The following is a 26,619-nucleotide window of genomic DNA, read 5'->3' on the forward strand; positions in this document are numbered from 1 at the left end:
GGTTGTTGGGGGGGTGGGGGGGCGCGGCGTCCCCGCGCGACCGGCGGTGGTGCTGCGCCGGCCCCTGGTGGCCCGGGCCCCGGGGGGGCGCCCCCCCCCCGGGGGGGGGGGGGCCCCCACCGGCGGTGCCCCGGGCCGAAGTGGCCGTGGCATCCTCGTCCATCTGCCACATCGCCCGCTCGGGCTGTCCGGCCTTCACTCGGAATTGATACGTACGGACCTCAGAGCCATTGCCTGCCTGGTCGAATGCCTGAGCGGTGACGAAGTTCAGTCCGGGACTCCCTGGAAGGAACTTCATCGTCTTGGCCGCGCCCGCGGAGGTCGTCAACGCGTTCTTGGGTGTGGGATCGCCATTTATCCCGTACCAGTACGTCGTCACGTCACTGTCGGCTGCCTTCAACTGGAAGGAGCCGTACTTGCCCACCCCGTCGAACCACGGGTCTTCCGGGTTCTCCGGGTTCGAGGCCGGGTACTCCCCGGACGTGATCGCCGGTGCTGCGGGAACCGTGGTGTCATAGGAGAAATAGCAGGAAGTGGGATCGTCACCGGCATAGGACCACGGGGAGTACTGTGCCCCGTCGTAGGAGCGTGCATACCAGTGCACGCTCTTTCCCTTGGGCACCGAGGACGGGAGAGAGATGGAGAAGCTCGACCCCGACTTCTTGTAGGTCGTCAGGCCCGGTTGCCAACGGGGAATCGAGCCCTTCCCGTCGCCCGTGTCCCAGTCGGCCTGGAACTGTACTGCGATATTGTCCCCGTCGGGATCGGTCACATTATTCGCGTAGATCTTCCCGAGTGAGCGCACGCGTGGCGCGGCGGCAGGCTTCTTACACGTACCGCCGTACTCCATGGTCAGCTGGGACATCTTGATCTGCGCGGGCGGACGATTGTACTTCACGCGCAGAAACGCCTTGTCCGAGAAACGCTTCCAGGCATATCCGTCGTTCTCATTGGTGGCCCGCAGACCAAATGTCACGTTCGCCCACTTGCCGTTCGCGGCCTGCTGGACCGTGGACTTCACGTCGAACTCCGCGTCCTTGGCCGCACAACCGTCATAGCCGTACGCGAACGACGCCTTCTTCAGCTCACTGATCCAGAAACCGCTGGCGTTCTGCGAGTTCCAGGTGGTGGAGGCGGAGATGTCCTTGGTACGCCACAGCTGTACCTCACGTGCGCCACAGGAAGCCGACCACACGTTGCGTACCACGAATTCCGCCGACAAGATTGATTTTCCGGCGAAGCTGGAGGTGGGAATGCGGTAGAAGAGCCGCTTCGTATCGTTCGGTTGGCAGTACGCCCAATTGCAGAGCCCCATGCCGGCGTCCGTATTCCCGTTGAACTTCCACTGCGGCGAGGACGCCCAGTACTTCGACGCCATCGTCCACGCCGACGCCCTGGGGGAATACCACTGCGGATCGATGAACACCGGATACGTGGTGCCCTCGCCCTTCAGTACATTGGCATCCGGGGTGAGGACCAACTGCTTGCCGTCCGGAGGCACCGTTACGCCCACCGGCGCCAGCTTCGCCGAATCACCGGCTTCGGCCTCGACTTCGGTGCTCGTCGCCGCGGAGGAGGAGCGCAGGCCGGTCGAGGGCGCGGGATGTCTCTCACTGACGCTGGAATCCCACATCACAGGCTGCGGCGCCTCGAACACGGCACTCTTCGCCCCGCGATCGACGGCCTGCAATCCACCGTCATCGGTCTGGCGCACGTCCATACCGTCCGCAGCGAGCTGCATACGGACTTCTGTCAGTTCCTGACTTGCGGCAGCTTCAGCCGACTTGACCACCAGGAGCTGGGTGAATCCGTCCTCCTGCGCCTCCATGCGCAGATCCACGTCGGGGAGCACGTCGCGGTAGGTAGCCGTCGCTCCTTCGACCTGCGGCGCGGGAAGCGGACTGGGCCACGACAGGGCGAGCACACGCCCCGCCTTGGTCATCCGTACCAGAGGAGTGCTCCCACCGGCGGAGAACTCCAGGCCGATCGTGGAGACTTTGGGGGCAACCGACCCGTCGGTCGTCACGGCCAACCGCGTGTCGACCGGCTTCCACTTACCGCCCACCCGGGCCCGTACAGGTCGCAGATACTCACGTGCCTCGAAATTGCCGTCCGGGGTGGCGTAGACATCGCTGCTCTCGCCACGCAGCGATTCGACCTCCACATTCGCACCGGAACGCTTCGCTTCTGCAAGAGCCTCGTCCGTCGTTAGCGCAGCCGGTCCGACGCCATCAGCCTCCTGAGCGGAAACCACACTCCCCGAGGACTGGGCAAACGCGGGCAACGCCGCCGGTACCAGCCCGGCCGTGAGAGCCATGGCCATCCCGGAGACCAACACCCCAGGCCAGGGCCGTCGTTCCGTCGCCCGACTACGGGCACGGGCGCCGGTAAGGCACCTTTGAGTTCCCTTCACACATCCCACCCCAAATTCACATTGTGTGCACAATCGCGAAGAGTCAACTCCCTGATCGGGTGCAGGTCAAGAACGTTGAGGCGTGGGGCGGGCATCGGCCGTGGCCCGGGTCGGCGGGTGTCGCGTGGTGGTGCCGGGCAGTCGGAAGTACTCGAACGTGACGTGCCGACTCGCGCCGAGGCCACCCCCGACCTCTCTGCCCGAGAGGAGATCACAGCCCTGCGTGTGCGAACAAGTACGGTGCGACACGCGCTATTTGCTCTCTTCCTGTGGTGATGTGGAGGTAAATCCCTCTGGATATTCACGTGTCCTCTACATAGAGTCCCGCAAGATCCCAACTCTCAGAGGATCTTCATTTTCGCGGGGGGCGACGTGGAGTGTGCCGACGGGGCGTCGATGTGCGTCGATTGTGACGTCGAGGCCGTGCGCGGGGAGGCCAGGGCTGCCGAGTCGCGCGGGACGCTCAGGACGGACGGGCCCCGGGTACTGGTTCGGGTTCTTTGCCGATGACGGGGCTCCGAACGGGACCGGTGAGCACAGGAATTGACGTCGCACCGTCCGACGCTCCGACATCACGACGCGCGATGTGACCTGCCGGAAACATTGCCTGACCGAGCCGCACGCAAGTCAGAGACATGAGAACGCCAACCTTCAGTACGCGTCGCCACTCTTGTCACGGCGTGCGGCGCCCGGCAGTGATGGACGTACCCACATGAGACGTACCGCACGATTTACTTCGAGGAACAGAGTGCGCCGCCGATTGTCATTGGTGATCTCCGGCGTTCTGGTGGCCACGTTGCTCCAGGCCGCGGCGGCTCCGACATCGGTGGCAGCGGCCTTCGACGAACTCGGACTGCCCAAGGCGGAGAAGCCTGTCGCAGGCGGAGAACGAATCAAGGTCAAGCCGCGCAAGAGAATTCCGGGGCCCCGGACGCCGTCGAGGCTCCCGAAGCAGGCCCTTCCCTCGACCACCGCGGTGACGATCACAGTGCCGGGGACGGCGGCGAAGGGCTCGAAGCGCTTCGCAGCTCCCCAAGGGCAGCCGATCGGTATCGGCAGGGCGGAGGACAGCGCATCGGCCAAGGACCGTGGCGTCGTCGGCACCCACACACCGAAGAGCGTGAAGGCGCGCATTCTCGGCAGTCGAGAAGCCGAACGGGCCGGAGTGAAGGGTGCGATGTTCACTCTTGCTCCGGAGGCAACGATCCCCGACGCGGCGCGGCAATCGATCGCACTCAGCTTCGACTACGGTTCGTTCGCGGAGCAGTTCGGCGGCTCCTACTCCTCGCGGATGCGGCTGGTGGAGCTGCCGGCGTGTGCGCTCACGACCCCTGGTGAGCCGGGATGCCGCGCCGCCCGAGCCGTTGCTGCCACGAACGACCCGGTAGAGCAGACACTGACGGCGACATCGGTGTCCCTCCGGTCGGACGGGCCGACGGTTCTTGCCGCGACGGCCGCCGCCTCCGGCGACAAGGGCGACTACAAGTCCACGCCGCTGACTCCCTCCTCCGCATGGGCGACCAGCCTCAACACAGGGGACTTCACGTGGTCGTACGGCATCCCGACACCTGAGGTCCCTGGGGGACTGAAGCCGAGCATCGGTCTGTCGTACGCCTCCGGAGCCATCGACGGCCGGACGAACGGAACGAACAACCAGGGGTCCTGGGTCGGTGACGGTTTTGAACTGTGGCCCGGATTCATCGAGCGCCGCTACAAGCCGTGCGCGGACGACGGCGTGAAGAACGCCGACGGCAGCAAGCCCGGCGACATGTGCTGGGCCTATGACAACGCGTTCATCTCATTCAACGGTGCGAGTGGTGAACTCGTCCCCGCAGGCAAGAACGAGTTCAAGCTCAAGAACGATGACGGGACGCGGATCACTCGCCTGGAATCCGCCGACCGCGGCAACGGGGACAACGACGGCGAGTACTGGCGGCTGACCGCCTCGGACGGGACCGCCTACTACTTCGGGTACAACCGCCTGCCGGGCTGGGCCGCCGGCAAGGACACCACCGAGTCCACCTGGACGCTGCCGGTGTACGGCAACAACAGCGGTGAGAAGTGCCACGCCGCGACGTTCGCGGACTCGTGGTGCCAGCAGGCGTGGCGGTGGAACCTCGACTACGCCGTCGACCCCCACGGCAACACCATCAGCTACCACTACACCAAGGAGACCAACTCCTACGGCCGCAACCTCAAGGCCGCGGACGACACTCCCTACACGCGTGGCGGCTATCTGAAGCGGATCGACTACGGTCAGAAGTCGAACGACCTGTACGCGACCAAGCCGCTGGCTCAGGTCGTCTTCGACAACGCCGAACGATGCTTGCCGACGACCGGCGTCACCTGCGCCGCCGACACCATCGACAGCAAGTCCGCCTACTGGTACGACACGCCATGGGACCTGAACTGCAAAGCCGGTACGAGCTGTGACAACCACCGGACTTCGCCCTCGTTCTGGACTCGCAAGCGGCTGACCGGCATCACGACCCAGGTCCTCAAGCCCGACAGCACCTACGACAAGGTCGACTCCTGGACGTTCGACCACAGCTGGGGCATGGCCGACACGGACTACCAGTTGCTGCTGGAGAGCATCGAGCACACGGGCCAGTCCGCCACCCCCGCTGTCACACTTCCCAAGACCACTTTCGCCTATACGCAGCTGGCGAACCGTCTCGACAAGACCGGCGACGGTTTCGCACCGTTCATCAAGTCGCGGCTGTCCAGTGTCGCGGACGAGTACGGCGGTCAGATCGAGGCCAATTATTCCGCGCCGGTGTGTGCCTGGAACGCGCTGCCGACGCCGGAGACGAACACCACCCGCTGCTTCCCCCAGTACATAGGCGGGAGCGACTCCGAGCCCGCGGAGCAGCACTGGTTCAACAAGTACGTCACCACTTCCGTCACGCAGACCGATCGCATCGGTGGCGCGCCGGACGAGGTCACGCGGTACGACTACCTCGGCGACGCCGCCTGGCACTTCGATGACGACGACGGTCTGACGAAGGAGAAGGAAAAGACCTGGTCGCAGTGGCGGGGCTACGGCCAGGTCCGGGTCCGCACCGGTGGCCAGGGCGGTGACGCCGCCATGATGACGCAGCAGGACTCCTACTTCCTGCGCGGCATGGACGGAGACCGGAAGAACAAGGCCGGCGGCACGAAGACGGTTTCGGTGGCGCTTGCCGCGGGTGAGGGCGACCCGATCACCGACCACGAGTCCGCCGCGGGGTTCGTTTACAAGACCGTGCAGTTCGACAAGCCCGGCGGGAAGACCCTCAACAAATCCGTGAACAGGCCGTGGCACCACGAGACGGCGAAGAAGGTCCGTGACTGGGGCACGGTGACGGCCGACTTCACCGGTACGGCCGCGACCAAGGGGTGGGACTCGCTCGACAGTGGTGCGGGCGCCAAGTGGCGGACCACCTCGTCGTCGTACACGTACGACACGATCGCGGGCCGCGTCATCCAGGTCGACGACTTCGGGGACGACGCCACGGCGGCCGACGACCGCTGCACCCGCACCACGTATCCGGCCGTCACGGACGCCAACCTGCTCCACCTCTTCGACCGCAAGGAAACGGTCACCAAGTCGTGTGCCGCCGCCCCCGACCGGTCCAAGGATGTCCTCTCCGACATCCGTACCGCATATGACGGAGGGGCGTACGGCACCGCTCCCGTCAAGGGCGACGCCACGGCGATGGCCACGCTCAAGAGCCATGACGGCACCAAGGCCACGTACCTTGAGTCGGGCATCACGTACGACGGCTACGGTCGGCAGCTGAGGACGACCGATCTGGTCGCCGATGTCACCGTGACAGGAACCGGCGCCCCGGTGCGCACCCTCCGCAACGACGGGCGCACGACGACCACGGAGTACGTCCCGGCCACAGGCCATGTCACGCAGATCAAGGTGACCACGCCTCCCGCCGACGCCACCGACGCCACCACGTCCCAGACCAGTGTCACCACTGTCGACCCCCGACGTGGTGTTGCGCTGAAGGAAACGGACACCAACGGCAATGTGACGGAACTGGCCTACGACGCCTTGGGCCGCTCCACCAAGGTCTGGTTGGCGGACCGGCCCAGCAACCAGGTGCCCAGCCAGGAGTTCGTCTACGTCATCAATGATTCGTCGGTCGCCGTCGCGACGAAGACCCCCAACAACAAGGGGGGCCAGATCACGGCGTACGCCCTCTACGACGGATTCCTGCGCGACCGGCAGACCCAGTCGCCCGGTCCCGGGGGCGGCCGAGTCATCACGGACGTCTTCTACGACGAACGAGGGCTCGCCACCAAGACCTTCGAGCCGTACTACACGACGGGCAAGCCGAGCGGTGTGATCTTCCAGCCGCTCGACGCGCTGTCCGTCGAGACCCAGACCCGCACCACCTTCGACGGCCTGAACCGCGCCGTCGAAATCCAGGAGCTCACCGGTTCCTCCGACGGCGCACAGGTTCTCAACACCACAAAGACCCTCTACGGCGGGGACCGCACCACCGTCATCCCACCCGTCGGCGGGACAGCGACGACCACCGTCACGGACGCGCGCGGCAACACCACTGAGCGTCGGCAGCATCACAGCCGCGGCGCCGACGCTGCCTACGACACGACGCGGTACACCTACACACCGCGCGACGAACTCAAGCAGGTCACCGATCCGGCCGGCATCAGCTGGAACTACACGTACGACCAGCTCGGACGGCAGACCAGGGTCGACGACCCCGACAAGGGAACGACTTCCAGCAGCTACGACGACCGCGGGCAACTGACCTTCGTCAAGGGTTCGCGGACCGATGTTCCCGGCCTTGCCTACCTCTACGACGGACTCGGCAGGCAGACGGAGGTCCGCGAGGGATCGGCCACCGGCACCCTGCGGACCAAGCAGGTCTATGACACCATCACCGGTGCCAAGGGGCAGCTCGCCGAATCGACACGCTACGTCGACGGCCAGCCGTACACCAGCAAGGTGACGATGTACGACCGGCTCTACCGAACCGTCAAGACAGCCGTCGTCATCCCTCAGGCCGAAGGCGCTCTGCAAGGTACCTACCAGGCGGGCACGACGTATCTGCAGTCCGGACTTCCCGGAGCCGACAGCTACTCCGCGGCAGGTTCGCTGCCCGCGGGCTCGGTCAACTACACCTACGAGGACGAAACCCTCCGCCGGATCAACGCCTTCGGCGAAGGCATGACCTCCAGCCTCTCCTATACCCACACGGGCAAGCCCCAGATCGCCACGATGGGTCTTGCCACGGGCGGCAAGACGGTCAGGGTCACCAACACCTACGAGCGCGGCACGCAGCGGCTGGAGACCTCACGAGTCGACCGCCAGGACCAACCCGGTGTCGACCGTCACGTCACCTACCACTACGACGAAGCCGGCTACGTCCGGTCGATGGCGGACGTCTCCCGCACGGGCACCGACAACCAGTGCTTCAACAACGACTACCTCGGTCGCATCACCGAGGCGTGGACCCAGATCTCCACAACCTGCGCGGTGACTCCCTCCGGCAACCAGATCGGTGGGCCTGCCCCGTACTGGCAGAGCTTCTCGTACGACAAGTCCGGCAACCGCGTCACCGAGACCCGGCACGACACTGCCGGGGACAGCGCCAAGGACGTCACGCGCACCTACAACTATCCCGCCGCGAGTGCTCCGCAGTCGCACTCCCTCACCTCGGTCACCACCCAGGCCGTGTCGGGCACCACGACCGACGCGTACGCGTACGACCCGAGCGGCAACACTGTCGCTCGCGCAGGCCAGTCCCTGACCTGGGACGCGGAAGGTCACCTCGCCTCGGTCACCGAGAACGGCAGGACGAGCGCGTACCTCTACGACGCGGCGGGCAACCGTCTCATCAGCCGCACCGACACCGAGACCACGCTCTACCTGGGCAACACCGAAGTGACCCTGCCCGCCGGGGCCACGAAGGCCAAGGCCACCCGGTACCTCGATCTCGGAGCCGGCCAGACGGCCGTCAGGGCGGACGAAGGCACCTTCTCGTTCACCATCGCCGACCACCACGGAACCGGTCAGCTCGCCGTACAGGCCACTGATCTGTCGATCACCCAGCGTCGCATGCTTCCCTTCGGTGCGATTCGTGGCCAGAGCCCGACGACCTGGCCCGGCACCAGGGGATTCGTCGGAGGCACCGACGACACCAAGAGCACAGGTCTCACGCATCTCGGGGCACGGGAGTACGACCCGGACCTCGGCCGCTTCATCTCGGTCGACCCGGTCTTCGACCTCACCGACCCCCAGCAGATGAACGGATACACCTACGCCAAGAACACACCCGTCACCTCCAGCGATCCCTCCGGTCTGTGGATTCCGGAAGGGTGGTCCGACAATCACGGCGTCGACAGCGGCGGCGGCAGCAACAAACCGGCCGCGAACCGGGACAAGGCGCAGGGCTACGTATCCGGCACCACGGCACGCGTGCGTCACCGTGTCGGAAGGAGCTATGTCGATGCGACCACGAAGGACTACGTCAAGGCCATCGACGCGCTGCTCAAGAACCCCCAGACAGCTCTGATATTCAAACCCGCTTCACACAACTTCGACTTCGCCAATGCCTGTGAAACGGGAGCCCGGGGCTGCACCAGAATCCCGTGGGACGTCACCATGCAAAACGTCGTGCTGACCACGATGTGCAAGGTGGAGGGTGTCAAATGCGGTCCGATACAGAGCTTTGGCGAGCAGGTGAACGAGTCCTTCGGCTTCGCGATCAGCTTCGGCGACGGCCCAAGGATGACGGGCCCGGTGGGACCTTCGGGCAGAGGAGGAAAGCGGGGGAAGCCGAACCCCTGTACAAAGTGCTTCCTTGCCGGTACCGGTGTCGAAATGGCCGACGGTACGACGAGGAACATCGAGGACATAGAAGTCGGCGAAGAAGTCCTCGCCACCGACCCGAAGACCGGTGAGACGGGGCCGAGGAAGGTTACCCGGCTCATCGTCACGGATGACGACAAGAAGTTCAACGAACTCTCCATCGCCACCGCCGACGGCATCGAAAAGCTCACAGCAACCCACGAACACCCCTTCTGGTCCCCGTCCGAAGGCGACTGGCTCGGCGCAGAAGAGCTCAAGCCCGGCATGACCCTGCGGTCGGACGACGGCCACACGGTCATCGTGACGGCCAACCGGAGCTTCGAGAAGCATGCGCGGACGTACAACCTCACCGTCGACGACCTGCACACGTACTATGTGCTGGCGGGTAAGACTCCGGTCCTTGTTCACAATGCAAACTGCGTTGTGGGAACCCGGCAGTTTGACCACGCTTGGGACCAGCATTCACCTGGAGGGGCCTACCATAAGGCCGGAAAGGTGGAGAATGTATTTGCCGATGGCATCGACAAGACCCGATTCCGAGGGATGGTGGATGAGGCGATCAAGAACGGGACGCAGGTTCCTAGGTCTAAGTCCGACCCTCGCGGCGGATATTACATCGACTACAATTTCGGCGATGTGGAAGTCGGTGCGATGGGCCAGAACGGCATGAGAATAGCCGTTGATGGTGCGGGGAACTTTGTCACCGCGATGCCGAAGTTTATGTACTAGGGGACGAAGTGATCTCGTTTACATTCCTACCTCGCGTCGACGATCCATCCTGGGATGCCGACGGCCTGTCGGGACTCTCAGCTCGCACGCTAACGGCCGATGACCTGACTTTTCGCTACTTCAGTTCCGACGTAGTGATTGGCGATGGGTGTAACGAGGTTCAATTGAGGACGCCTGGCCTCCCCGTCGTGGACTTTGTCCTGATGCTTGTTCAGCTGTGCCGCGAAGTCGTATCTTCTGGTGCGTCAGTTGTAGAATCCTCGCAAACTCAGGATTCAATTACAGCTGTGATGGCAGGAGGTGCGGTGGAGCTCTCCTATAGCTTTTCCGATGTGGTTTCAAAGGTCCCTCTGTGCGATTTGAAGGAAGCCCCGAATATGGCTCTTCAGTCGGCCTTTGAGGTGCTTTTTTCCGCTCATGGCGACTTGAGGTTTAACGAGTATCTAATCGAACTTGCTGACCTCGTCCGATGGGACTGATCGGATTTCTCGCCTTTCAGGAGAGCTGAAAACGGGAGCCCCGCCGAGCTGTGCTCGGTGGGGCTCCCGTGTTGTTTGACGGCAACGTCAGCGGACGACGGCCACGGCAGATGGATCGTCGTTGCCGTCGTCGGCTCGGCTGAGGGCGGTGCCGAGGGTGTCGATGGCTTGGCGTTGGAGGCGGAGGCGTACGTGGGCGTAGACGGTGGCGGTGACGCCGATGTGGGCGTGGCCTAGGAGTTCCTTGATCACGACGAGGTCGACGTCCTGCTCCAGGAGCAGGGCGGCGGTGGAGTGGCGGAGGTCGCGAAAGCGGATGCGGCGGAGGCCAGCACTGCGGAGGAGCGTGGTGAAGGCGCGGGTGAGGTTGGTCGGGTCGATCGCACCGCCCTGCGCAGCGGGTGAACACGTGCCCGCCGTCCTGTCACACCGTGCCTGCGGCCTCACGTTCGCGCTGCTGCTGCTCACGGTGGAGCTTCAGCGACTGGACGCGGCGGGCGGGGAGGGCGATGCGGCGCTCGTAGGCTCGCGTCTTGGTGGGCAGCATGGTGAGACCGCCGGCGTTGGTGCGCTGGAGTGTGCGGCGGATGGCGGCGGTGCCTGCGTCGAGGTTGAGGTCTTCCCAGCGGAGTCCGAGGAGTTCTCCCTTGCGGAGTCCGGTATGCAGGGCGAGTTCGAACAGGGCGTGCAGCCGGTGGTCTTGGTCTGCGTTGAGGAGGAGAGCTGCCGTGGTCGGGTCGGTGGCGGCGGGCGTTCGACTCCGGGGGCGGGTCAAGTTCTCGCTGAACCGGTCCAGTTGCGCGGAAGCGCACCAACTTTGAACGCGTCGGTCATCGGGGTGGATGTGGAGCGCGGTAGCACGGATGCGCGGTCGCGGGATCTGCGTCGCGTGCAGGGAGTCGTGAGCCGGGCATCGGCTGTCGAAAGGCGCGCCCCGTTTCCGGTTGCGCTTGCTTCGAGTGCACTCCAAGGTTTTAGCGTGGAGGGCATGACGGTGATGGAGAGCACCCCCGCGAGGACGGCGACGGACATCTGCGCCTCGGCACCCCCGGCGCATCCGCGCCCCGACGGACAGGACCGCTACACCATCAGCGAGGTCGTCGCCTTCACCGGGCTCACCGCGCACACCCTGCGCTGGTACGAGCGGATCGGGCTGATGCCGCACGTCGACCGGTCGCACACCGGTCAGCGCCGCTTCACCAACCGTGACCTGGACTGGCTGACCTTCGTCGGCAAGCTGAGGCTGACCGGGATGCCGGTCGCCGACATGGTGCGGTACGCGGAGCTGCTGCGTGAGGGCGAGCACACCTTCGAGGAACGGCAGGAGCTGCTGGAGGCGACCCGCCGCGACGTCCGGGCACGGATCGCGGAGCTCCAGGGAACGCTCGCCGTCCTCGACCACAAGATCGACTTCTATGCGCGTGCCCGACGGGCACCGGAAAGGCCCTGTGCCTGATGACTGACAACAAGATCGCCACCGTGGAGCTCGGCAACGACGGCCCGCGGGTCGGTGTGCAGGGGCTCGGCTGCATGGGGATGAGCGAGTTCTACGGGGAGACCGACGAGGCCGCCGCCCGCGAGACGCTGGAAACGGCGCTGGCGGCGGGCGTCACGCTCTTCGACACCGCCGACGTCTACGGCAGCGGGGCCAACGAGAGGTTTCTCGCCCCGTTCTTCGGGGCGCACCGGGACGAGATCACCATCGCCACGAAGTTCGCCATCGAGCGGAAGGACGACGACCCGCACTACCGGGGCGTGCGCAACGACCCCGCGTACATCCGGCAGGCCGTCGAGGACAGCCTGCGCCGACTGGACGTCGACGTCATCGACCTCTACTACATGCACCGCCGCGACCCCGCCGTCCCGTTCGCCGAGTCCGTCGGCGCGATGGCCGAGCTCATCCAGCAGGGCAAGGTCAAGCAGCTCGGGCTGAGCGAGGTGACTGGCGCGGAACTGCGCGAGGCGCACGCCGTGCACCCGATCGCCGCCCTCCAGTCCGAGTGGTCGCTGTTCAGCCGGGATGTCGAGCGCAGCGCCGTGCCCGCCGCGGTCGAGCTCGGGGTGACCCTGGTGCCGTACTCGCCGCTCGGCCGGGGCTTCCTGACCGGGGCGTTCACGGACGCGGCCACGGACCTGGCGGACGGCGACTTCCGCAAGTACCAGCCGCGCTTCACCGGTGACAACGCCCGCACGAACGCCGCTCTGCTGGAGCCCGTCCACAAGATCGCGGCGGCGCACGGCGCCTCGGCCGCGCAGGTGGCCCTCGCCTGGGTGCAGCAGCGCGCCCGGGTGCACGGCCTGACCGTGGTCCCGATCCCCGGCACCCGCAGGAGCAGCCGCCTGCTGGAGAACGTGGCCGCCACCCGGATCGTCCTGACCGACCAGGAGCTCGCCCTGCTGGAGCCGATCGCCGGACAGGTGGCGGGGGACCGCTACCCGGACATGAGCAACACGGCCACGGCGCGCGAGTAGTACGTCGAGCAGTACGCGTACAGGAGCGAGCAGTGTGTAGGGAAGGGCGGGCAGTGTGTAGGGAGGGGCGGGCCGTGCGTGGAAGGGGGGTGGGCCGTCGTTCACCGGGCCCGCCCCTCGGCGATCGCGGCGAAGGCGCGGAGCGAGTCCGTGCCGGGGGCGAAGTAGCCGGTGTGTCCGTGGGCCTCGTGCGCCGGGATGCGCCGTGCGCCGAACTCCGGGGCGGCCGGATCGGGGCCGTGGCCGATGCCGGCCACCCGGATGTTCGGCACGTTGTCGATCCAGTCCGTGGCGTCCTTGGCGGCCCAGACCCGGGCACGGGTGTGCAGGTCGGCGGCGGTGTCGGCGCGCATGCCCGGCGAACCGAGCACGACCAGGTCCGTGGCCGCCAGCCGGGACGCGGCGAGACCGCACACCACGGAGCCGTAGCTGTGGCAGAACACGGTGGGCTCGGGCAGGCCGTCGGCGACCAGTCCGGCCACGAACCGGGTCAGCCGGTCCGCCCCCGCCTCGGCGAGCGAACCGGTCGCGGCGTCGAGCCCGAGGCCGACGGGCGTGGTGTACCCGGCCCAGGCGATCACGGCGGTGCCGGGCCCGGTCTCCGCGTACAACGCCTTGGCCATGCCCGCAGGGGTGCCGTACACGTCGTCGGTGCGGTCGAAGGTCCCGGCGTCGATGTCCGAACCCGGCACCACCACCGCCACGTGGCGGGCGGTGCGCAGGTCGCCGAAGACCTCGGCGACCTGGCCACGTCCGCGCGGGTCGAAGGCGAGGATCTGCCGGGGCTCCGCACCGGACGACGTCCCGGTTCCGGTTCCCGCGCCGTCTCCGGTTCCCGCGCCGTCTCCGGCTTCCGCGCCTTGCCCGGCTTCGGAGAGGTGGGTGTACCGGGGGTGGTGATCGGCCTTCAGGGCAAGCGTGTTGGCCCGGTAGCGCAGTTCCGTCGGTACGCCGTCGAGATTGCCGACGACGAGCGGATGCCGTGTGACCAGTTCCTGTTGCCGGTCTTCGGTCAACCCGGCGAAGAATCGGTGTACTTGGGCGGGCGTTGCCCGTTCCGGATCGGGAAGGTCCAGCCCCGGAACGCGTTCCGCGCGCCAGGCCGCGGTGCCGGGCGGCGGTCCGGTCAGGGCCTGTTGGGCGGTTCCGGACGCCCAGCCGGCCGTCCCCGCCACCATGGTGGTCGCCAGTGCGAGCGCGACCAGGGGCCGCGCGCAACGGCCCCTCGCGGACCGGTTTCCCGCAGACCGGCTTCCCTCGGACCGGCTTCCCTCGGACCGGTTCCTCGTACGACGGAGCAATGGAAGTCCCTCCCCCTCCGGGACGGCCCGGATCCCGCACGCCGTGCGGCGTGACGGAGAGGAAGATAGGAAGACGGCGGGGGCGGAAGCGTCGTACCCAGGAGCCGAGTTCGAGGTGATACCGGGGTAGCGGGCGTATGCGGTGGCGCCGGAGGGCGGAGGCCGGAGGGCACCGGCAGGCATGCCCCGCCGCGCCCGGCCCGCTCGCACACCCGGCCGGACGGCACCGTCACGCCCCGCCTCCTCGACCGGACGGCGCCCTCACGCCTCGCCCGGTACGACCAGCCCCGCCTCGTACGCGAAGATCACCGCCTGGGCGCGGTCCCGCAGGTCCAACTTGGCCAGCACCCTGCCGATATGGGTCTTGACGGTCTGCTCGGCCAGCACCAGCCGGGCCGCTATCTCCTGGTTGGACAGCCCCCGCGCGATCAGCTCCAGGACCTCCGTCTCCCGTGGGGTCAGCCCCTTCAGCCGCTGGGCCTGCCCGCTCCGGGTGGCCCCGGACGGCCCCTGCCGGGCGAAGTCGGCGATCAGGCGCCGGGTCACGGACGGGGCCAGCAACGCCTCGCCCGCCGCGACCACCCGTACCGCCGCGATCAGATCCGCGGGTGGCGCGTCCTTGAGGAGGAAGCCGGACGCCCCCGCGCGCAGCGCCTCGTACACGTAGTCGTCCACGTCGAAGGTGGTCAGCATCAGCACCTTGGGCCGGTGCACCACCCCGGCCGACGGGTTCAGCAACTCGCGGGCCGCCGCCAGGCCGTCCATCTCGGGCATCCGGACGTCCATCAGGACCACGTCCGGGTGGGTGTTCCGGCTGACGTCGATGCCCCGGCGTCCGTCCGGCGCCTCACCGACCACGTCGATGTCGCTCTGTGCCGTGAGCAGTGCCGCGAACCCCGCGCGCACCATGGCCTGGTCGTCGACGATGATCACGCGGATGGTCAAGGTTCCTCCGAAGGCGAGGTCGGGGTCGAGGTCGGGGTCGGGGCCGGCGCTGGGGTCGGGGCCGGGATCGTCGCCGGGGGAGTGTCGGGGGCCGTGGGTGCCAGCGGCAGGCGCGCGGCCACCCGGAAGCCTCCCCCGGGCAGCGGTCCGGTGTCCAAGGTGCCGCCGGTCAACCGTACGCGTTCCCGCATGCCGACCAGCCCGTGCCCGGTCCCGGTCGTCTCCAGCGGGGAATCGGGGCGCTCCGCCCGGTCGTTGACCACCAGCACGGTCAGGTGCTCGTCGTCGGAGGTGATCGACACCCGAACCCGCGCCCCGGGCGCGTGCCGCATCACGTTGGCCAATGCCTCCTGCACGATCCGGTACACGGAGAGGTCCACCGCCTGCGGGACGTCCGGCAGGTCGGCGGTCATCGACAGTTCGGCCGACAGGCCCGCCCGTACCGTCGCCTCCACCAACTGCTGCACCCGGCCGATCCCCGGCTGCGGTGCCCGTTCGCCCTCCGTGCCGTCGCTGCGCAGCACCGCCAGCAGACGCCGCATCTCGGCAAGTGACTCCCGTGCGCTCGCCGCGATCGCCCCGAACTCCTCGCACGCCTCCTCGGACAGGCCGCTGATCCGGTACGGCGCGGAATCGGCCTGGACCGTGATCACGGACATGTGGTGCGCGACCACGTCGTGCAACTCCCGGGCGATGCGGGCGCGTTCCTCCAACAGAGTCCGTTGTGCCCGCTCCGCCTCGCTGATCGTCTCCTGCTCGACGAGTCGTCGTTGTGTGTCGCGCCGCTCCCGTACCGCCGCGCCGATCACCATGACCACCGCGCTGAGGACCGGGAGCAGCACCGCGCTGCCCTTGCTGCGGTCCGGGTCGATCAGATGCAGGATCAGGCCCACCACCACCGTCACCCCCCAGACGGAGACCGTGGTCCGTCGCGTCTCGCGCAGGGACAGCGACAACATCAGGAACAGGTAACCGATCAGGGCGGGCGCGGGCCACGGCCAGACGTCGTAGGAGTGGGGCGGGTAGCCGAGCAGCACCAGCGCGCCGATGACATGGGCGGGCAGGATGATCCACCACGCCTGCAACGGGCGGTGCGCCAGCATCAGGAGCGGGGTCGTCTGGGCGACGGCCAGGAGGCCCGCCAGTCCGCCGTCCACGCCGTACTCGTGGGTCAGCATGTTGATCGTGACCGGGACGAAGATCGCGGTGAGGGCGACGAGGGCCACGTACGGCAGCAGCCGCTGCCAGCGCCTCGGCGCGTTCGCCAGGAGGGGCGTCGGGGGGTGGGACGGGTGGGTGAGGTCGTGGGCGGCCCGGCGCAGATTGCGACGGGCCGCGCTCACCAGGCCGTCGGCGGCGGGTGCCGGGGAGCGTGGCGCCTTGGGGGAGACGTGCTGCGGGGACGTCGATGTCTCGGGCGGAACGCGTGGCGGGGGAGTCGTCATGGCCGCCTCAGCGTAGTCAGCCGACCTGCGGGACGGCGTCATACCGGGGTCCCGTTCCGCCGCCGCCCCGCTTCGTACGGAGGTATGACACGGCCACGGGGTCACGCGGCTGCGGCGCCCCGCCGCGCGTTCCCCGACCCCGGTCCTGCCCCGCCCCGCCCTGTTCCCCGCCCTGCCCGACTACCGATCGACGGGAGCTGAACGACGAGGAACGGTCAGAGCTCGGCGAGCAGTTGGGCCTTCTTCGCGCTGAACTCGTCGTCCGTCACCAGGCCCGCCCGGTGCAACTCCCCGAGGTGGTGGATGCGTTCCGCGATGTCGGCGGGATCGCGGCGGCCGGGGCGGGGCAGGACGGCGGCCGGGGCGGCGTGCGCGGGCTGCTTCCGGCGTACGGATTCCAGCACGGCCGCGGCGAACGGCAGCGACTCGTGCACCGGACCGTAACCGAGGCCGAAGACCACCGCGGCCGGATCCTGATCGGCGCGGGCGGAGCGGACGGACTCGGCGACCACCGGTCCGGTGGCGTCCTGTGCCGGGTCGGCACCGGGACCGGTGACCGGTTCCGCACCCGCGCCCGCGCCCGTATCGGCGTTCATGTGGAGGCAGGACACCGGCCCGGGTACCGGGGCCGTACCCTCGGGCCGCCGGGGCAGCAGCCGCAGGTAGCCGTCGATGGCCTCCGGCGAACGCCATTCGACCCCGCCCAGCTCCGCCACCGGGAACGTCTGGTCGCCGGCCTTCCACTTCGCCGTGGAGGCCCCCGTCCAGAACCAGCGGAAGGAGACCCGCTCGCCGTCGAACCCGGCCCGGCCGTCGTACGCCTTGAACTGCATCGGTGCCTCGGGCGCCGCGACCAGGAACCGTTCGGCGGGCTCCGCCGCGTCCGGGCCGAGCAGGGCGCGCATCTCGTCCGCGTAGTACGCGGCGAGCGTCCCGCGCTCGGCGGGGAGCACCAGCCGGTACGGGTCGTAGCCGTCCTTCAGCTGCCCGGCGGCGACCTCCAGCAACGGGTCCGCCCCGGGTCTCGGCACGGCACGCAGAACCACCGTGCCCCGCTTGCCGGGAGTCAGCGTCACCGATGACAGCGCCGCGTGCGGGACGCGGCGTTCACGCAGGCTCTGCAAGAGCCTCGGCGTGCGTATCCCCCGTTCGAAGCGGATGAGCACGGAGTCGGTGTCGAACTCCCAGGTGGCATGAATTCCGGCCAGCACATCACCCATGTGCCTCATCGTAAGCGGCACTTGCCCGCACGCACCCCTCGGTGCAAGCACCGATATGTGCCCGGATACCGCATGATGTGCCCGATAGTGGGTGAGGTGCCCGTCAGGACGCGAGGTCCTGAACGACCCCTTCGTCACAGGCGGCGTCGGAATCCGCGCAGCTCACCGAGGCATAGGCGCCCACGCCGATGGCCGCGAAGTTGCTGAGGCTCTCGGTTCCCGGCTCGAAATAGCCGCTGTGCCCGACCGCGTCGCCCGTCGAGACGACGCGCGCGCCGAAGCCCGGGTCGACCGGGTCCGCCCCATGCCCGAGCCCGCCGAACTCCAGGTTCGGCACGTCCTCGATCCAGTCGCCGTGGTCCCGCATCGCCCACACCCTGGCGTCGGTGCGCAACTGTCCGGCGTTCTCCACCCTCATGCCGGGGCTGCCCGCGACCGCGATGTCGGTGACCTTGGCGGGCAGGTCGTGGGCCGCCACACCGCACAGCACCGAACCGTAGCTGTGGCAGAACAGCGAGACCGGGACCGTGCCGGGCAGCGCGTCCACGAGTGCCTCCAGGCGTACCGCCCCGCGTGCGGCGAGGTTGCCCATGGCCGCGTCCACCCCGATCCCGGCGGGCGTGGTGTAGTCCGCCCAGGCGATGACGGCGGTACGGGTGCCGGGCCGGGCGGCGCGCTCCGCCGCGTACAACGACTTCGCCATGCCCACCGGGGCGGCGTTCACCATGGGAGCCGGCCGCTCCAGCGTCAGCAGACTGGTGTCGACACCGGGGACCACCACGGAGATCCGTTCGGCCCGGTCGAGATCACCGAACACCTCCGCGGCCCGGCCCCGCCCGGACGGATCGAAGGCGAGGATGTGCCGGCCGTCCGCGAGCATCGACCGGAACCGGTCCATCCGGCGCACCGCCTCCGCGCGGCCCTCGGGGGAGAGCCTGACGTCGTGCGTGCGCTTCCGCTCGACCGCGCGGGCCTGCACCAGGGCGCGCCGGTTGGCGTGGTAGCGCAGGGTCACCGGCGCGCCGTTCAGATTGCCCACGACCAGGGGGTACCTGTCGGCGAGAGCGGTGCGCTGCGCGTTCGTGAGCGTGGCGAAGAACTGCGCCAGGCGGTGCGGTGGCTCGTCGACGTCGGGCAGCGGGTGGCCGGCGAGGCGACCCCGTGTCCAGGCGGCGAGTGCCACCGCTCGCGGCTCGTCGGAACGCTGGTGCCGAACGGCCGTCCAGCCCGTGGTCGCCAGCATCACGAACACGACCGCGACGGCGAGCAGCGCGCGCCACGCGGCAAGGGTGGGGGAGGAGTCGAAGGAAGTCACTCCCGCCCACATTAGGAGACGCGGCACGACGTCCGTGACGAGGGTGACGCGCATCACCCGGCTTTTGGGAATTCAATGGCGCGCGCTTCACGCTGTGTTGGTGCTGCGCGCACGCTCGGGCGCGCGGGGACGGGGCCGGGGCGCCACCGGAGCGTCGCGTTCCTCATGGGGCCGGGGGTGTTGTGATGTCGGTCACGTCGCGTGCTGAGACATCCGGCACATGGGGCGGAACGGTGAGGTACTCACCCGGAACGGGAGCCGGAGCCCGACCGCCAGTCTCCCGCCAGGGCCGGGCCGAGATGGTCCAAATACCGTTCGGTCATCGCGCGCAGCGATTCCACGCTGGTGTCCGGGCCCCGGCCCCAGAGCTGCCCCGTCACTCGCATCGCGCCGCAGAACGCCGCGACGGCGATCCTGGGCCGGGGGTCCTCGTCCACGTCGAGGCCCTCGCGTTCGGCGATCAGCAACGCGACCTGGTTCTCCAGGTCGATGCTGCGCCGCAGATGGGCGGCGAGCAGCGAAGGCGTCGACTCGATCATCTGGTACGTGCGCATGTGGAGTTCGACCGTGACGACGGCCTCGACCGCGTCGCCGATGTTGTTCCAGGCGCAGAAGACCGCACGGCGTATGGCCTCGAACGGTGCCTCCGCGGCGGGGCGTCGGCGCAGTTCCGACAGGTAGTGGGACTCCACCATCTCCTGGATGGCGAAGACGACCGCCTCCTTGCTGGCGAAGTAGCGGAAGAAGGTGCGCTGGGAGACCTCGACGGCGTCGACTATCTCGTCGACCGTCGTCTCCTCGTAGCCCTGGGTGGTGAACAGGTCGAGGGCGGCGTGCATCAGGGCGTCCCTGGTGCGGCGCTTCTTCCGTTCGCGCAGTCCGGCGGGGCGTTCGCCGTCATCGCGTTCACGCGGCCCGGCGGGGCGTTCGCCGGAATCGCCCCGGTGCTCGCCCGGCCCCGTCGGGTGCTCGTGCGGTCCGCGGACCGGGGCCTCGGACGACCGGTCCGTCGCCGGACCGGTGTGCGGCTCGCGCGCCGGACAGTCGCTCGGCCCGATCGGGCGTGCGGCCCGCTGCCCATCCGTCACTGCAGTGGTCCTCTTTCTCCTGCTTTCGGCCGGCTCAGCGTACCTGTGAGCTACGTGACAGTTACCGACTAGTGAAATGGTTTGTCAACTGTCAGAGGCTGACACTAATCTCCCCGGCATGACTAGTCAGACCACCGTCGAGAAGGCGTCGCGGGAGCCGCAGGACACCGCCGTGCCCGCACCTGCCAAGGGGCTGCGCGGCCACCCCTGGTTGACCCTCTTCTCCGTGGCCATCGGCGTGATGATGGTCGCGCTCGACGGCACGATCGTCGCGATCGCCAACCCTGCCATCCAGCACGACCTGAACGCCTCGCTCGCCGATGTCCAGTGGATCACCAACGGCTACATGCTGGCGCTCGCGGTCTCCCTGATCACCGCGGGCAAGCTCGGTGACCGCTTCGGGCACCGCCAGACCTTCCTGATAGGTGTCGTGGGCTTCGCCGCGGCATCGGGGGCCATCGGCCTCTCCGACAGCGTCGCCCTGGTGATCGTGTTCCGGGTGCTCCAGGGCCTCTTCGGCGCCCTGCTGATGCCCGCCGCCCTCGGCCTGCTGCGCGCGACCTTCCCGGCCGAGAAGCTGAACATGGCGATCGGCATCTGGGGCATGGTGATCGGTGCCTCGACCGCGGGCGGTCCGATCCTCGGCGGCGTGCTCGTCGAGCACGTCAACTGGCAGTCCGTCTTCTTCATCAACGTGCCGGTCGGTGTGATCGCACTCCTGCTGGGCCTGGTGATTCTCAAGGACCACCGTGCCCAGAACGCCCCGCGCTCCTTCGACATCGGCGGCATCGTGCTGCTGTCACAGGCGATGTTCTGCCTGATCTGGGCGCTCATCAAGGGTTCCGAATGGGGCTGGGGCGACTACAAGACGCTCGGCTTCCTGGGGGCCGCCGTCGCCCTGTTCGTGGTCTTCGCCCTCTCCCAGAAGAACGTCCGGGAACCGCTGATCCCGCTGGCGATGTTCCGCTCCGTACCGCTCTCCGCGGGCGTCGTCCTGATGGTGCTGATGGCCTTCGCCTTCATGGGCGGACTGTTCTTCGTCACCTTCTATCTCCAGAACGTGCACGGTCTCAGCCCCGTCGACAGCGGACTGCACCTGCTGCCGCTCACCGGCATGATGATCGTCGCCTCGCCGCTCGCGGGCGCCGCGATCACCAAGGTCGGCCCGCGGATTCCGCTGGTCGGCGGCATGGTGTGCACGGCGGTCGCCATGTTCGGCATGTCCCAGCTGGAGATCGGCACCGGCACGCTGACCATGTCGATCTGGTTCGGCCTGCTCGGCCTCGGCCTCGCCCCGGTGATGGTGGGTGCCACCGAGGTCATCGTGGGCAACGCGCCGATGGAGCTGTCCGGCGTCGCCGGTGGCCTGCAGCAGTCCGCGATGCAGGTCGGCGGCAGCCTGGGCACCGCCGTGCTGGGCGCGATCATGGCCTCCCAGGTCGACTCGAAGCTGGGCGACAACTGGAAGGCCGCGGAACTCCCGCCGCTCAGCCCTCAGCAGCTCGACCAGGCGTCCTCGGCCGTCGAGGTCGGCATCCCGCCGGTGAACGGCAACGTTCCGCCGGAGGTCGCGCAGAAGATCGCCGGGGTCGCCCATGACACGTTCGTGTCGGGCATGAGCACGGCATTCATGGTCGCCGGCATCGTCGCCGCGGTTGCCGCGGTCGTCGCCACGCTCACCAAGCGCGGCGCGAACGCCGAGGCCGGCGCGGGCGTCGGCCACATCTGACCGCCCGCCCGCATCGCCCCGACGCGTCAACACACCGCGTACAACAGCCCCGCCGGAACGCTCCGGCGGGGCTGTCGCCTATCCGGGTGGTACGGCCCGGAGCCCCTTTCCCGGGCCCTGCCGCGCAGGCCAGGGTGCGTGCAACTGATTCGCACCACCACGGGGGTATTTCCATGCGCACGACTGTCCTCGCCACCACCCTGGCCACCGCCGCCCTCGCCGTCACGGCCGCGGTACCGCAGACGGCGGCCCGTTCCGCGCACGCCGCGGCTCCGACCGCCTCGGCCCGCCTCGCGAACCCGCCGGCCACCGCCCGCCCGGCACCGGTCCGGCTCGGTTCCTGCGCCGGCGGGCAGCTCTGCCTGTGGGCGAAGCCGGACTTCACCGGCGCGCGGCAGATCCATGAGCTGTCCACCATCGACATCGAGAGCTGTGTCCCGGTCCCGGCGGGCGGCCGGGTGCAGTCGCTCGCCAACCGCACCGGCCGTCCGGTCACCACGTACCAGTCGGAGAAGTGTGCCGAGACCGGGGAGTTCGAGACCTACCCGGGCGGCGGCACCTGGCTGCCCCAGTCCCCGTACCAGGTAAGGGCGTTCAAGATCTGGGAGAGCTGAGACCCCGCCCGCCGGGACCGACGGAACACGCGGGAGGTCCGGTCGGGACCGACCGAACACGCGGGAGGTCCGGCCTGGAGACGGAACACGCGGGAGGTCCGGCCTGGACCGACGGAACACGCGGGGTGGGGGCGCCGGAAACGGCGGAACGCACGGCGGAGGGGCGACCGGAACCTTTCGGTCCCGGCCGCCCCTCCGCCGTCGTCCGCCGGGCCTGCGCCGCGGTTACGCCTCGCCGCCGGCCGCGCCCGGGTCGGCGGCGGCCACGTCCAGCAACTCGTACCGGTCGATCGCCTGCTTCAGCAGCGAACGGTCGATCCGGCCCTGCTTCGCCAGCTCCGTCAGCACCGCGAGCACGATCGACTGCGCGTCGATGTGGAAGAAGCGGCGGGCCGCGCCCCGCGTGTCCGCGAAACCGAAACCGTCCGCACCCAGCGACTGGTACGCACCGGGCACCCACCGCGCGATCTGGTCCGGCACCGAACGCATCCAGTCCGACACCGCCACGAACGGGCCCTCGGAACCGGAGAGCTTCCGCGTCACGTACGGGACGCGCTGCTCCTCCTCGGGGTGCAGCAGGTTGTACCGCTCCACGTCCACGGCCTCGCGACGCAGCTCGTTCCAGGAGGTCGCCGACCAGACGTCCGCCCGGACGTTCCACTCCTCGGCGAGGATCCGCTGCGCCTCCACCGCCCACGGGACGGCCACACCGGACGCCATGATCTGGGCCGGGATCTCGCCCCGCTCGGCGGCCCTGTAGCGGTAGACACCCTTGAGGATGCCCTCCACGTCCACGTCCTCCGGCTCGGCCGGGTGCTGGATCGGCTCGTTGTAGACGGTGAGGTAGTAGAAGACGTCCTCACTGTTCTCGCCGTACATCCGGCGCAGACCGTCCTTGACGATGTGCGCGATCTCATAGCTGAACGCCGGGTCGTACGCGACGCAGCCCGGGTTGGTCGAGGCCAGCAGCTGCGAGTGGCCGTCCGCGTGCTGGAGACCCTCACCGGTCAGGGTCGTACGACCGGCGGTCGCACCCAGCACGAAGCCGCGTGCGAGCTGGTCGGCCATCTGCCAGAACTGGTCACCGGTCCGCTGGAAACCGAACATCGAGTAGAAGACGTATACCGGGATCAGCGGCTCGCCGTGCGTGGCGTACGCCGAACCGGCGGCGATCAGCGACGCCGTGCAGCCGGCCTCCGAGATGCCGTCGTGCAGCATCTGACCGGTCGGCGACTCCTTGTACGCGAGCAGCAGATCCCGGTCCACCGACTCGTACTGCTGACCCAGCGGGTTGTAGATCTTCGCGCTCGGGAAGAAGGCGTCCATACCGAAGGTGCGGTATTCGTCGGGCGCGATCAGCACGAAGCGCTTGCCGATCTCCTTGTCCCGCATCAGGTCCTTCAGAATGCGGACGAACGCCATCGTCGTGGCGATCGACTGCTGACCCGAACCCTTCTTCGCGGTCGCGTACGTCTTGTCCTCGGGCAGGACCAGCGGCTTCGCACGCACCACACGCGTCGGGACGTAACCGCCCAGACCCTTGCGGCGGTCGTGCATGTACTGGATCTCCTCCGAGTCGCGACCCGGGTGGTAGTAGGGCGGGTAGCCCTCGTCCAGCTGCTTGTCGGTGATCGGCAGGTGCAGCCGGTCGCGGAACCGCTTGAGGTCCTCGACCGTGAGCTTCTTCATCTGGTGCGTGGCGTTGCGGCCCTCGAAGTTCGGCCCCAGCGTCCAGCCCTTGACCGTCTGCGCCAGGATCACCGTCGGCTGGCCCTTGTGGGCCTTGGCCGCCGCGTACGCCGCGTAGACCTTCCGGTGGTCGTGACCGCCGCGGCCCAGGTGCAGGATCTGGTCGTCGGTCATGTCCCTGACCATGTCGCGCAGTCGCGGGTCGTCGCCGAAGAAGTGCTCGCGGATGTACGCGCCGGACTCCGTGGCGTACGTCTGGAACTGTCCGTCCGGTGTGGTGTTCAGCTTGTTGACCAGGATGCCGGTGCGGTCCTGCGCGAGCAGCGGGTCCCAGGAGCGGTCCCAGACCAGCTTGATGACGTTCCATCCGGCGCCGCGGAACTGCGACTCCAGCTCCTGGATGATCTTGCCGTTGCCGCGCACCGGGCCGTCGAGCCGCTGGAGGTTGCAGTTGACCACGAAGGTCAGGTTGTCCAGACCCTCACGGGCGGCGATGGAGAGCTGGCCCAGCGACTCGGGCTCGTCCATCTCACCGTCGCCGAGGTAGGCCCACACATGCGACTGCGAGGTGTCGGCGATGCCGCGCGCCTCCATGTACCGGTTCATCCGGGCCTGGTAGATCGCGCCGAGCGGGCCGAGGCCCATCGAGACGGTCGGGAACTCCCAGAAGTCCGGCATCAGCCGCGGGTGCGGGTAGCTGGACAGCCCGTTGGGCGCCTTCGACTTCTCCTGGCGGAAGGCGTCGAGCTGTGCCTCGCTCAGCCGGTCGAGCAGGAAGGCGCGGGCGTAGATGCCCGGGGACGCGTGGCCCTGGAAGAAGATCTGGTCGCCGCCGAGGCCGTCGTCCTTGCCGCGGAAGAAGTGGTTGAAGCCCACGTCGTACAGAGAGGCGGAGGAGGCGAAGGTGGCGATGTGACCACCGACACCGATCCCCGGGCGCTGGGCGCGCGACACCATCACGGCCGCGTTCCAGCGGGTCGCGTTGAGGATCCTGCGCTCGATCTCCTCGTCGCCGGGGAAGAACGGCTCGTCCTTCGTGGCGATCGTGTTCACGTAGTCCGTGCTGCGCATCTCGGGCACGGCGACGCGCTTCTCCCGCGCGCGCTCGATGAGCCGGAGCATCAGGTAACGGGCCCGCTCACGGCCTCGCTCGTCGACGGCGGCGTCGAGCGAGTCGAGCCATTCCTGGGTCTCTTCGGGATCGAAGTCCGGGACCTGGCTCGGCAGGCCGCCAATGATGATCGGGTTGCGATCGGATCCGGAAGCCACGCTGTTCCTTCGCTGTTCGGTGCTGCTCTACGGGGCCGGTCACGGGAGGACGAACCCCCGGGATGTATGCCTGTACGCCATCACCATCGTGTACCGCGGGGGCGCAAACGTCATCTCTACCCAGGGGTAACCCCTGCTGTCGCGAGACATCGCGCCCGCCGCGTGAGGACGGGCCGGTGCAAACGGAAACCATACGCCCAAGCCGCTCAGGTGTTCCCAAAGCATGTTCGAATCCGAATGGGGTACCGAAACGGCATAAGCTGTCCAAGGACGTAAAGGGTGTGGAAGTGAGCGCCGGACCTCGCAGGGGGCCGTCAGCAGCGCGGGGACGTGGTAGGGAACGTCACCGTTTAGGCGGTCTCGGACGCCGGGTACTTGCGCGATCCGCCACTCCCGTGTGGACTACGGCCAACGGCCCGCGCACGCGCGTGGCTGAAGCATTTTCCGAAACATGATCAGGAGGCAACCCGTGAGCGCGACCGCGGACCACGCGGAGGAGCGGACCAACCCGGCTGCACGCCTGGGGTTCGAGCCCGGACAGGTGGTCCAGGAGATCGGCTACGACGACGACGTCGAGCAGGAGCTCCGTGAGGGCATTGAGGCCGCGATCGGCCAGGATCTCGTCGACGAGGAGTACGACGACGTCGCCGACGTCGTGCTGCTGTGGTTCCGTGACGAGGACGGCGACCTTACGGACGCGCTGGTGGATGCCATTGGTCTGATCGAGGACGGCGGCGCGGTCTGGCTGATGACGCCGAAGACCGGCCGTGACGGTTACGTCGAACCGAGCGACATCAACGAGGCCGCGCAGACCGCCGGTCTCTCCCAGACCAAGAGCATCAGCGTGGGCAAGGACTGGACGGGCAGCCGTCTGGTCACGCCGAAGGCGGCCCGGGGCAAGCGCTGACCGGCGGCTGACGCGCGACTCATGAAGGTCCCCGACGGAAATCTCCCGCCGGGGACCTTCGTCGTGACGGCAGACATCCGCCGCGGGCGTACGGCGGACCGGATCCACGTCGGCCGTATGGCGGACCGGAGCCGCAATGCACCGATCCGCAATGCACCGATCCGCAATGCAC

Annotated in this window: 18 protein-coding genes; 7 read left to right on the top strand and 11 right to left on the bottom strand. The window is 68.2% G+C overall.

Features of this window, described 5'->3' with window-relative positions:
- Both ACF1CT_RS09075 and ACF1CT_RS09080 read right to left on the bottom strand, forming a co-directional pair.
- Nucleotides 1–2,323, bottom strand: a 2,323-nt coding sequence (locus ACF1CT_RS09075; RefSeq protein WP_391783136.1) for a DNRLRE domain-containing protein, incomplete at its 3' end; no start/stop codon positions are given.
- A gap of 741 nt (nt 2,324–3,064) precedes the next feature.
- The gene (locus tag ACF1CT_RS09080; protein WP_391783137.1) at nt 3,065–3,598 is read right to left on the bottom strand and encodes a hypothetical protein; all 534 of its coding nucleotides are present in this window, start codon (nt 3,596–3,598) and stop codon (nt 3,065–3,067) included.
- Here ACF1CT_RS09080 and ACF1CT_RS09085 point away from each other — a divergent pair.
- Both ACF1CT_RS09085 and ACF1CT_RS09090 read left to right on the top strand, forming a co-directional pair.
- Entirely contained in the window at nt 3,591–9,974 is a 6,384-nt protein-coding gene (locus tag ACF1CT_RS09085; protein WP_391783138.1) for a polymorphic toxin-type HINT domain-containing protein, read from the top strand. The genes ACF1CT_RS09080 and ACF1CT_RS09085 overlap by 8 nt on opposite strands.
- Nucleotides 9,975–10,162: 188 nt before the next feature.
- Complete coding sequence (locus tag ACF1CT_RS09090; protein ID WP_391783139.1) at nt 10,163–10,453, top strand: hypothetical protein; 291 nt, start codon at nt 10,163–10,165, stop codon at nt 10,451–10,453.
- 87 nt (nt 10,454–10,540) lie between these two features.
- Here ACF1CT_RS09090 and ACF1CT_RS09095 read toward each other — a convergent pair whose 3' ends face one another.
- Nucleotides 10,541–10,921 carry a tyrosine-type recombinase/integrase gene (locus ACF1CT_RS09095; protein WP_391783140.1) on the bottom strand — a complete coding sequence of 127 codons (381 nt, stop codon included), beginning with the start codon at nt 10,919–10,921 and terminating at the stop codon, nt 10,541–10,543.
- A complete protein-coding gene (locus ACF1CT_RS09100) occupies nt 10,878–11,228 on the bottom strand; it encodes a tyrosine-type recombinase/integrase (RefSeq protein ID WP_391783141.1) in 351 nt (116 codons plus the stop codon). The genes ACF1CT_RS09095 and ACF1CT_RS09100 overlap by 44 nt, the downstream gene beginning before the upstream one ends.
- Nucleotides 11,229–11,441: 213 nt before the next feature.
- Between ACF1CT_RS09100 and ACF1CT_RS09105 the strand changes: the two genes are divergently transcribed.
- Nucleotides 11,442–11,909 carry a MerR family transcriptional regulator gene (locus tag ACF1CT_RS09105; RefSeq protein WP_391783142.1) on the top strand — a complete coding sequence of 156 codons (468 nt, stop codon included), beginning with the start codon at nt 11,442–11,444 and terminating at the stop codon, nt 11,907–11,909.
- A complete protein-coding gene (locus ACF1CT_RS09110; protein WP_391783143.1) occupies nt 11,909–12,925 on the top strand; it encodes an aldo/keto reductase in 1,017 nt (338 codons plus the stop codon). The genes ACF1CT_RS09105 and ACF1CT_RS09110 overlap by 1 nt, the downstream gene beginning before the upstream one ends.
- A 101-nt stretch (nt 12,926–13,026) precedes the next feature.
- Here ACF1CT_RS09110 and ACF1CT_RS09115 read toward each other — a convergent pair whose 3' ends face one another.
- From ACF1CT_RS09115 to ACF1CT_RS09140, 6 genes are all read right to left on the bottom strand, one after another.
- Entirely contained in the window at nt 13,027–14,103 is a 1,077-nt protein-coding gene (locus tag ACF1CT_RS09115) for an alpha/beta hydrolase (RefSeq protein WP_391783144.1), read from the bottom strand.
- Nucleotides 14,104–14,487: 384 nt separating this feature from the next.
- Nucleotides 14,488–15,171 (bottom strand): response regulator, encoded by a 684-nt coding sequence (locus ACF1CT_RS09120; RefSeq protein WP_391783145.1) that lies wholly within the window; start codon nt 15,169–15,171, stop codon nt 14,488–14,490.
- Complete coding sequence (locus ACF1CT_RS09125) at nt 15,168–16,616, bottom strand: sensor histidine kinase (protein WP_391783146.1); 1,449 nt, start codon at nt 16,614–16,616, stop codon at nt 15,168–15,170. The genes ACF1CT_RS09120 and ACF1CT_RS09125 overlap by 4 nt, the downstream gene beginning before the upstream one ends.
- A 215-nt stretch (nt 16,617–16,831) precedes the next feature.
- Entirely contained in the window at nt 16,832–17,836 is a 1,005-nt protein-coding gene (locus ACF1CT_RS09130; RefSeq protein WP_391783147.1) for a DUF4429 domain-containing protein, read from the bottom strand.
- 103 nt (nt 17,837–17,939) lie between these two features.
- Entirely contained in the window at nt 17,940–19,151 is a 1,212-nt protein-coding gene (locus ACF1CT_RS09135; RefSeq protein WP_391783148.1) for an alpha/beta hydrolase, read from the bottom strand.
- 242 nt (nt 19,152–19,393) lie between these two features.
- A complete protein-coding gene (locus ACF1CT_RS09140) occupies nt 19,394–19,990 on the bottom strand; it encodes a TetR family transcriptional regulator (RefSeq protein WP_391783431.1) in 597 nt (198 codons plus the stop codon).
- 367 nt (nt 19,991–20,357) lie between these two features.
- Between ACF1CT_RS09140 and ACF1CT_RS09145 the strand changes: the two genes are divergently transcribed.
- Together ACF1CT_RS09145 and ACF1CT_RS09150 are read left to right on the top strand one after the other, a co-directional pair.
- Nucleotides 20,358–21,968 (top strand): MFS transporter, encoded by a 1,611-nt coding sequence (locus ACF1CT_RS09145; protein ID WP_391783149.1) that lies wholly within the window; start codon nt 20,358–20,360, stop codon nt 21,966–21,968.
- 173 nt (nt 21,969–22,141) lie between these two features.
- Nucleotides 22,142–22,582, top strand: coding sequence for a peptidase inhibitor family I36 protein (locus ACF1CT_RS09150; RefSeq protein WP_391783150.1), 441 nt, complete (start codon nt 22,142–22,144; stop codon nt 22,580–22,582).
- A 225-nt stretch (nt 22,583–22,807) separates the two neighbouring features.
- Here the strand turns inward: ACF1CT_RS09150 and aceE are convergent, their stop codons facing one another.
- Nucleotides 22,808–25,540 carry a pyruvate dehydrogenase (acetyl-transferring), homodimeric type gene (gene aceE, locus ACF1CT_RS09155; protein WP_391783151.1) on the bottom strand — a complete coding sequence of 911 codons (2,733 nt, stop codon included), beginning with the start codon at nt 25,538–25,540 and terminating at the stop codon, nt 22,808–22,810.
- Between the two features lie 469 nt (nt 25,541–26,009).
- Between aceE and ACF1CT_RS09160 the strand changes: the two genes are divergently transcribed.
- The gene (locus ACF1CT_RS09160) at nt 26,010–26,447 is read left to right on the top strand and encodes a DUF3052 domain-containing protein (protein WP_391783152.1); all 438 of its coding nucleotides are present in this window, start codon (nt 26,010–26,012) and stop codon (nt 26,445–26,447) included.
- The last annotated feature ends 172 nt before the right edge of the window (nt 26,448–26,619 follow it).

This window comes from Streptomyces sp. NPDC014734, assembly GCF_043083325.1.
Taxonomy (GTDB): domain Bacteria; phylum Actinomycetota; class Actinomycetes; order Streptomycetales; family Streptomycetaceae; genus Streptomyces.

Excerpts from the sequence above, each read along its gene's own strand:
- ACF1CT_RS09150 (WP_391783150.1), top strand. The coding sequence starts at position 22,142 with ATGCGCACGACTGTCCTCGCCACCACCCTGGCCACCGCCGCCCTCGCC.
- ACF1CT_RS09130 (WP_391783147.1), bottom strand. The coding sequence starts at position 17,836 with ATGGGTGATGTGCTGGCCGGAATTCATGCCACCTGGGAGTTCGACACC.
- ACF1CT_RS09085 (WP_391783138.1), top strand. The coding sequence starts at position 3,591 with ATGTTCACTCTTGCTCCGGAGGCAACGATCCCCGACGCGGCGCGGCAA.
- ACF1CT_RS09125 (WP_391783146.1), bottom strand. The coding sequence starts at position 16,616 with ATGACGACTCCCCCGCCACGCGTTCCGCCCGAGACATCGACGTCCCCG.
- ACF1CT_RS09105 (WP_391783142.1), top strand. The coding sequence starts at position 11,442 with ATGACGGTGATGGAGAGCACCCCCGCGAGGACGGCGACGGACATCTGC.
- ACF1CT_RS09110 (WP_391783143.1), top strand. The coding sequence starts at position 11,909 with ATGACTGACAACAAGATCGCCACCGTGGAGCTCGGCAACGACGGCCCG.
- ACF1CT_RS09115 (WP_391783144.1), bottom strand. The coding sequence starts at position 14,103 with ATGGTGGCGGGGACGGCCGGCTGGGCGTCCGGAACCGCCCAACAGGCC.
- ACF1CT_RS09140 (WP_391783431.1), bottom strand. The coding sequence starts at position 19,990 with ATGCACGCCGCCCTCGACCTGTTCACCACCCAGGGCTACGAGGAGACG.
- ACF1CT_RS09145 (WP_391783149.1), top strand. The coding sequence starts at position 20,358 with ATGACTAGTCAGACCACCGTCGAGAAGGCGTCGCGGGAGCCGCAGGAC.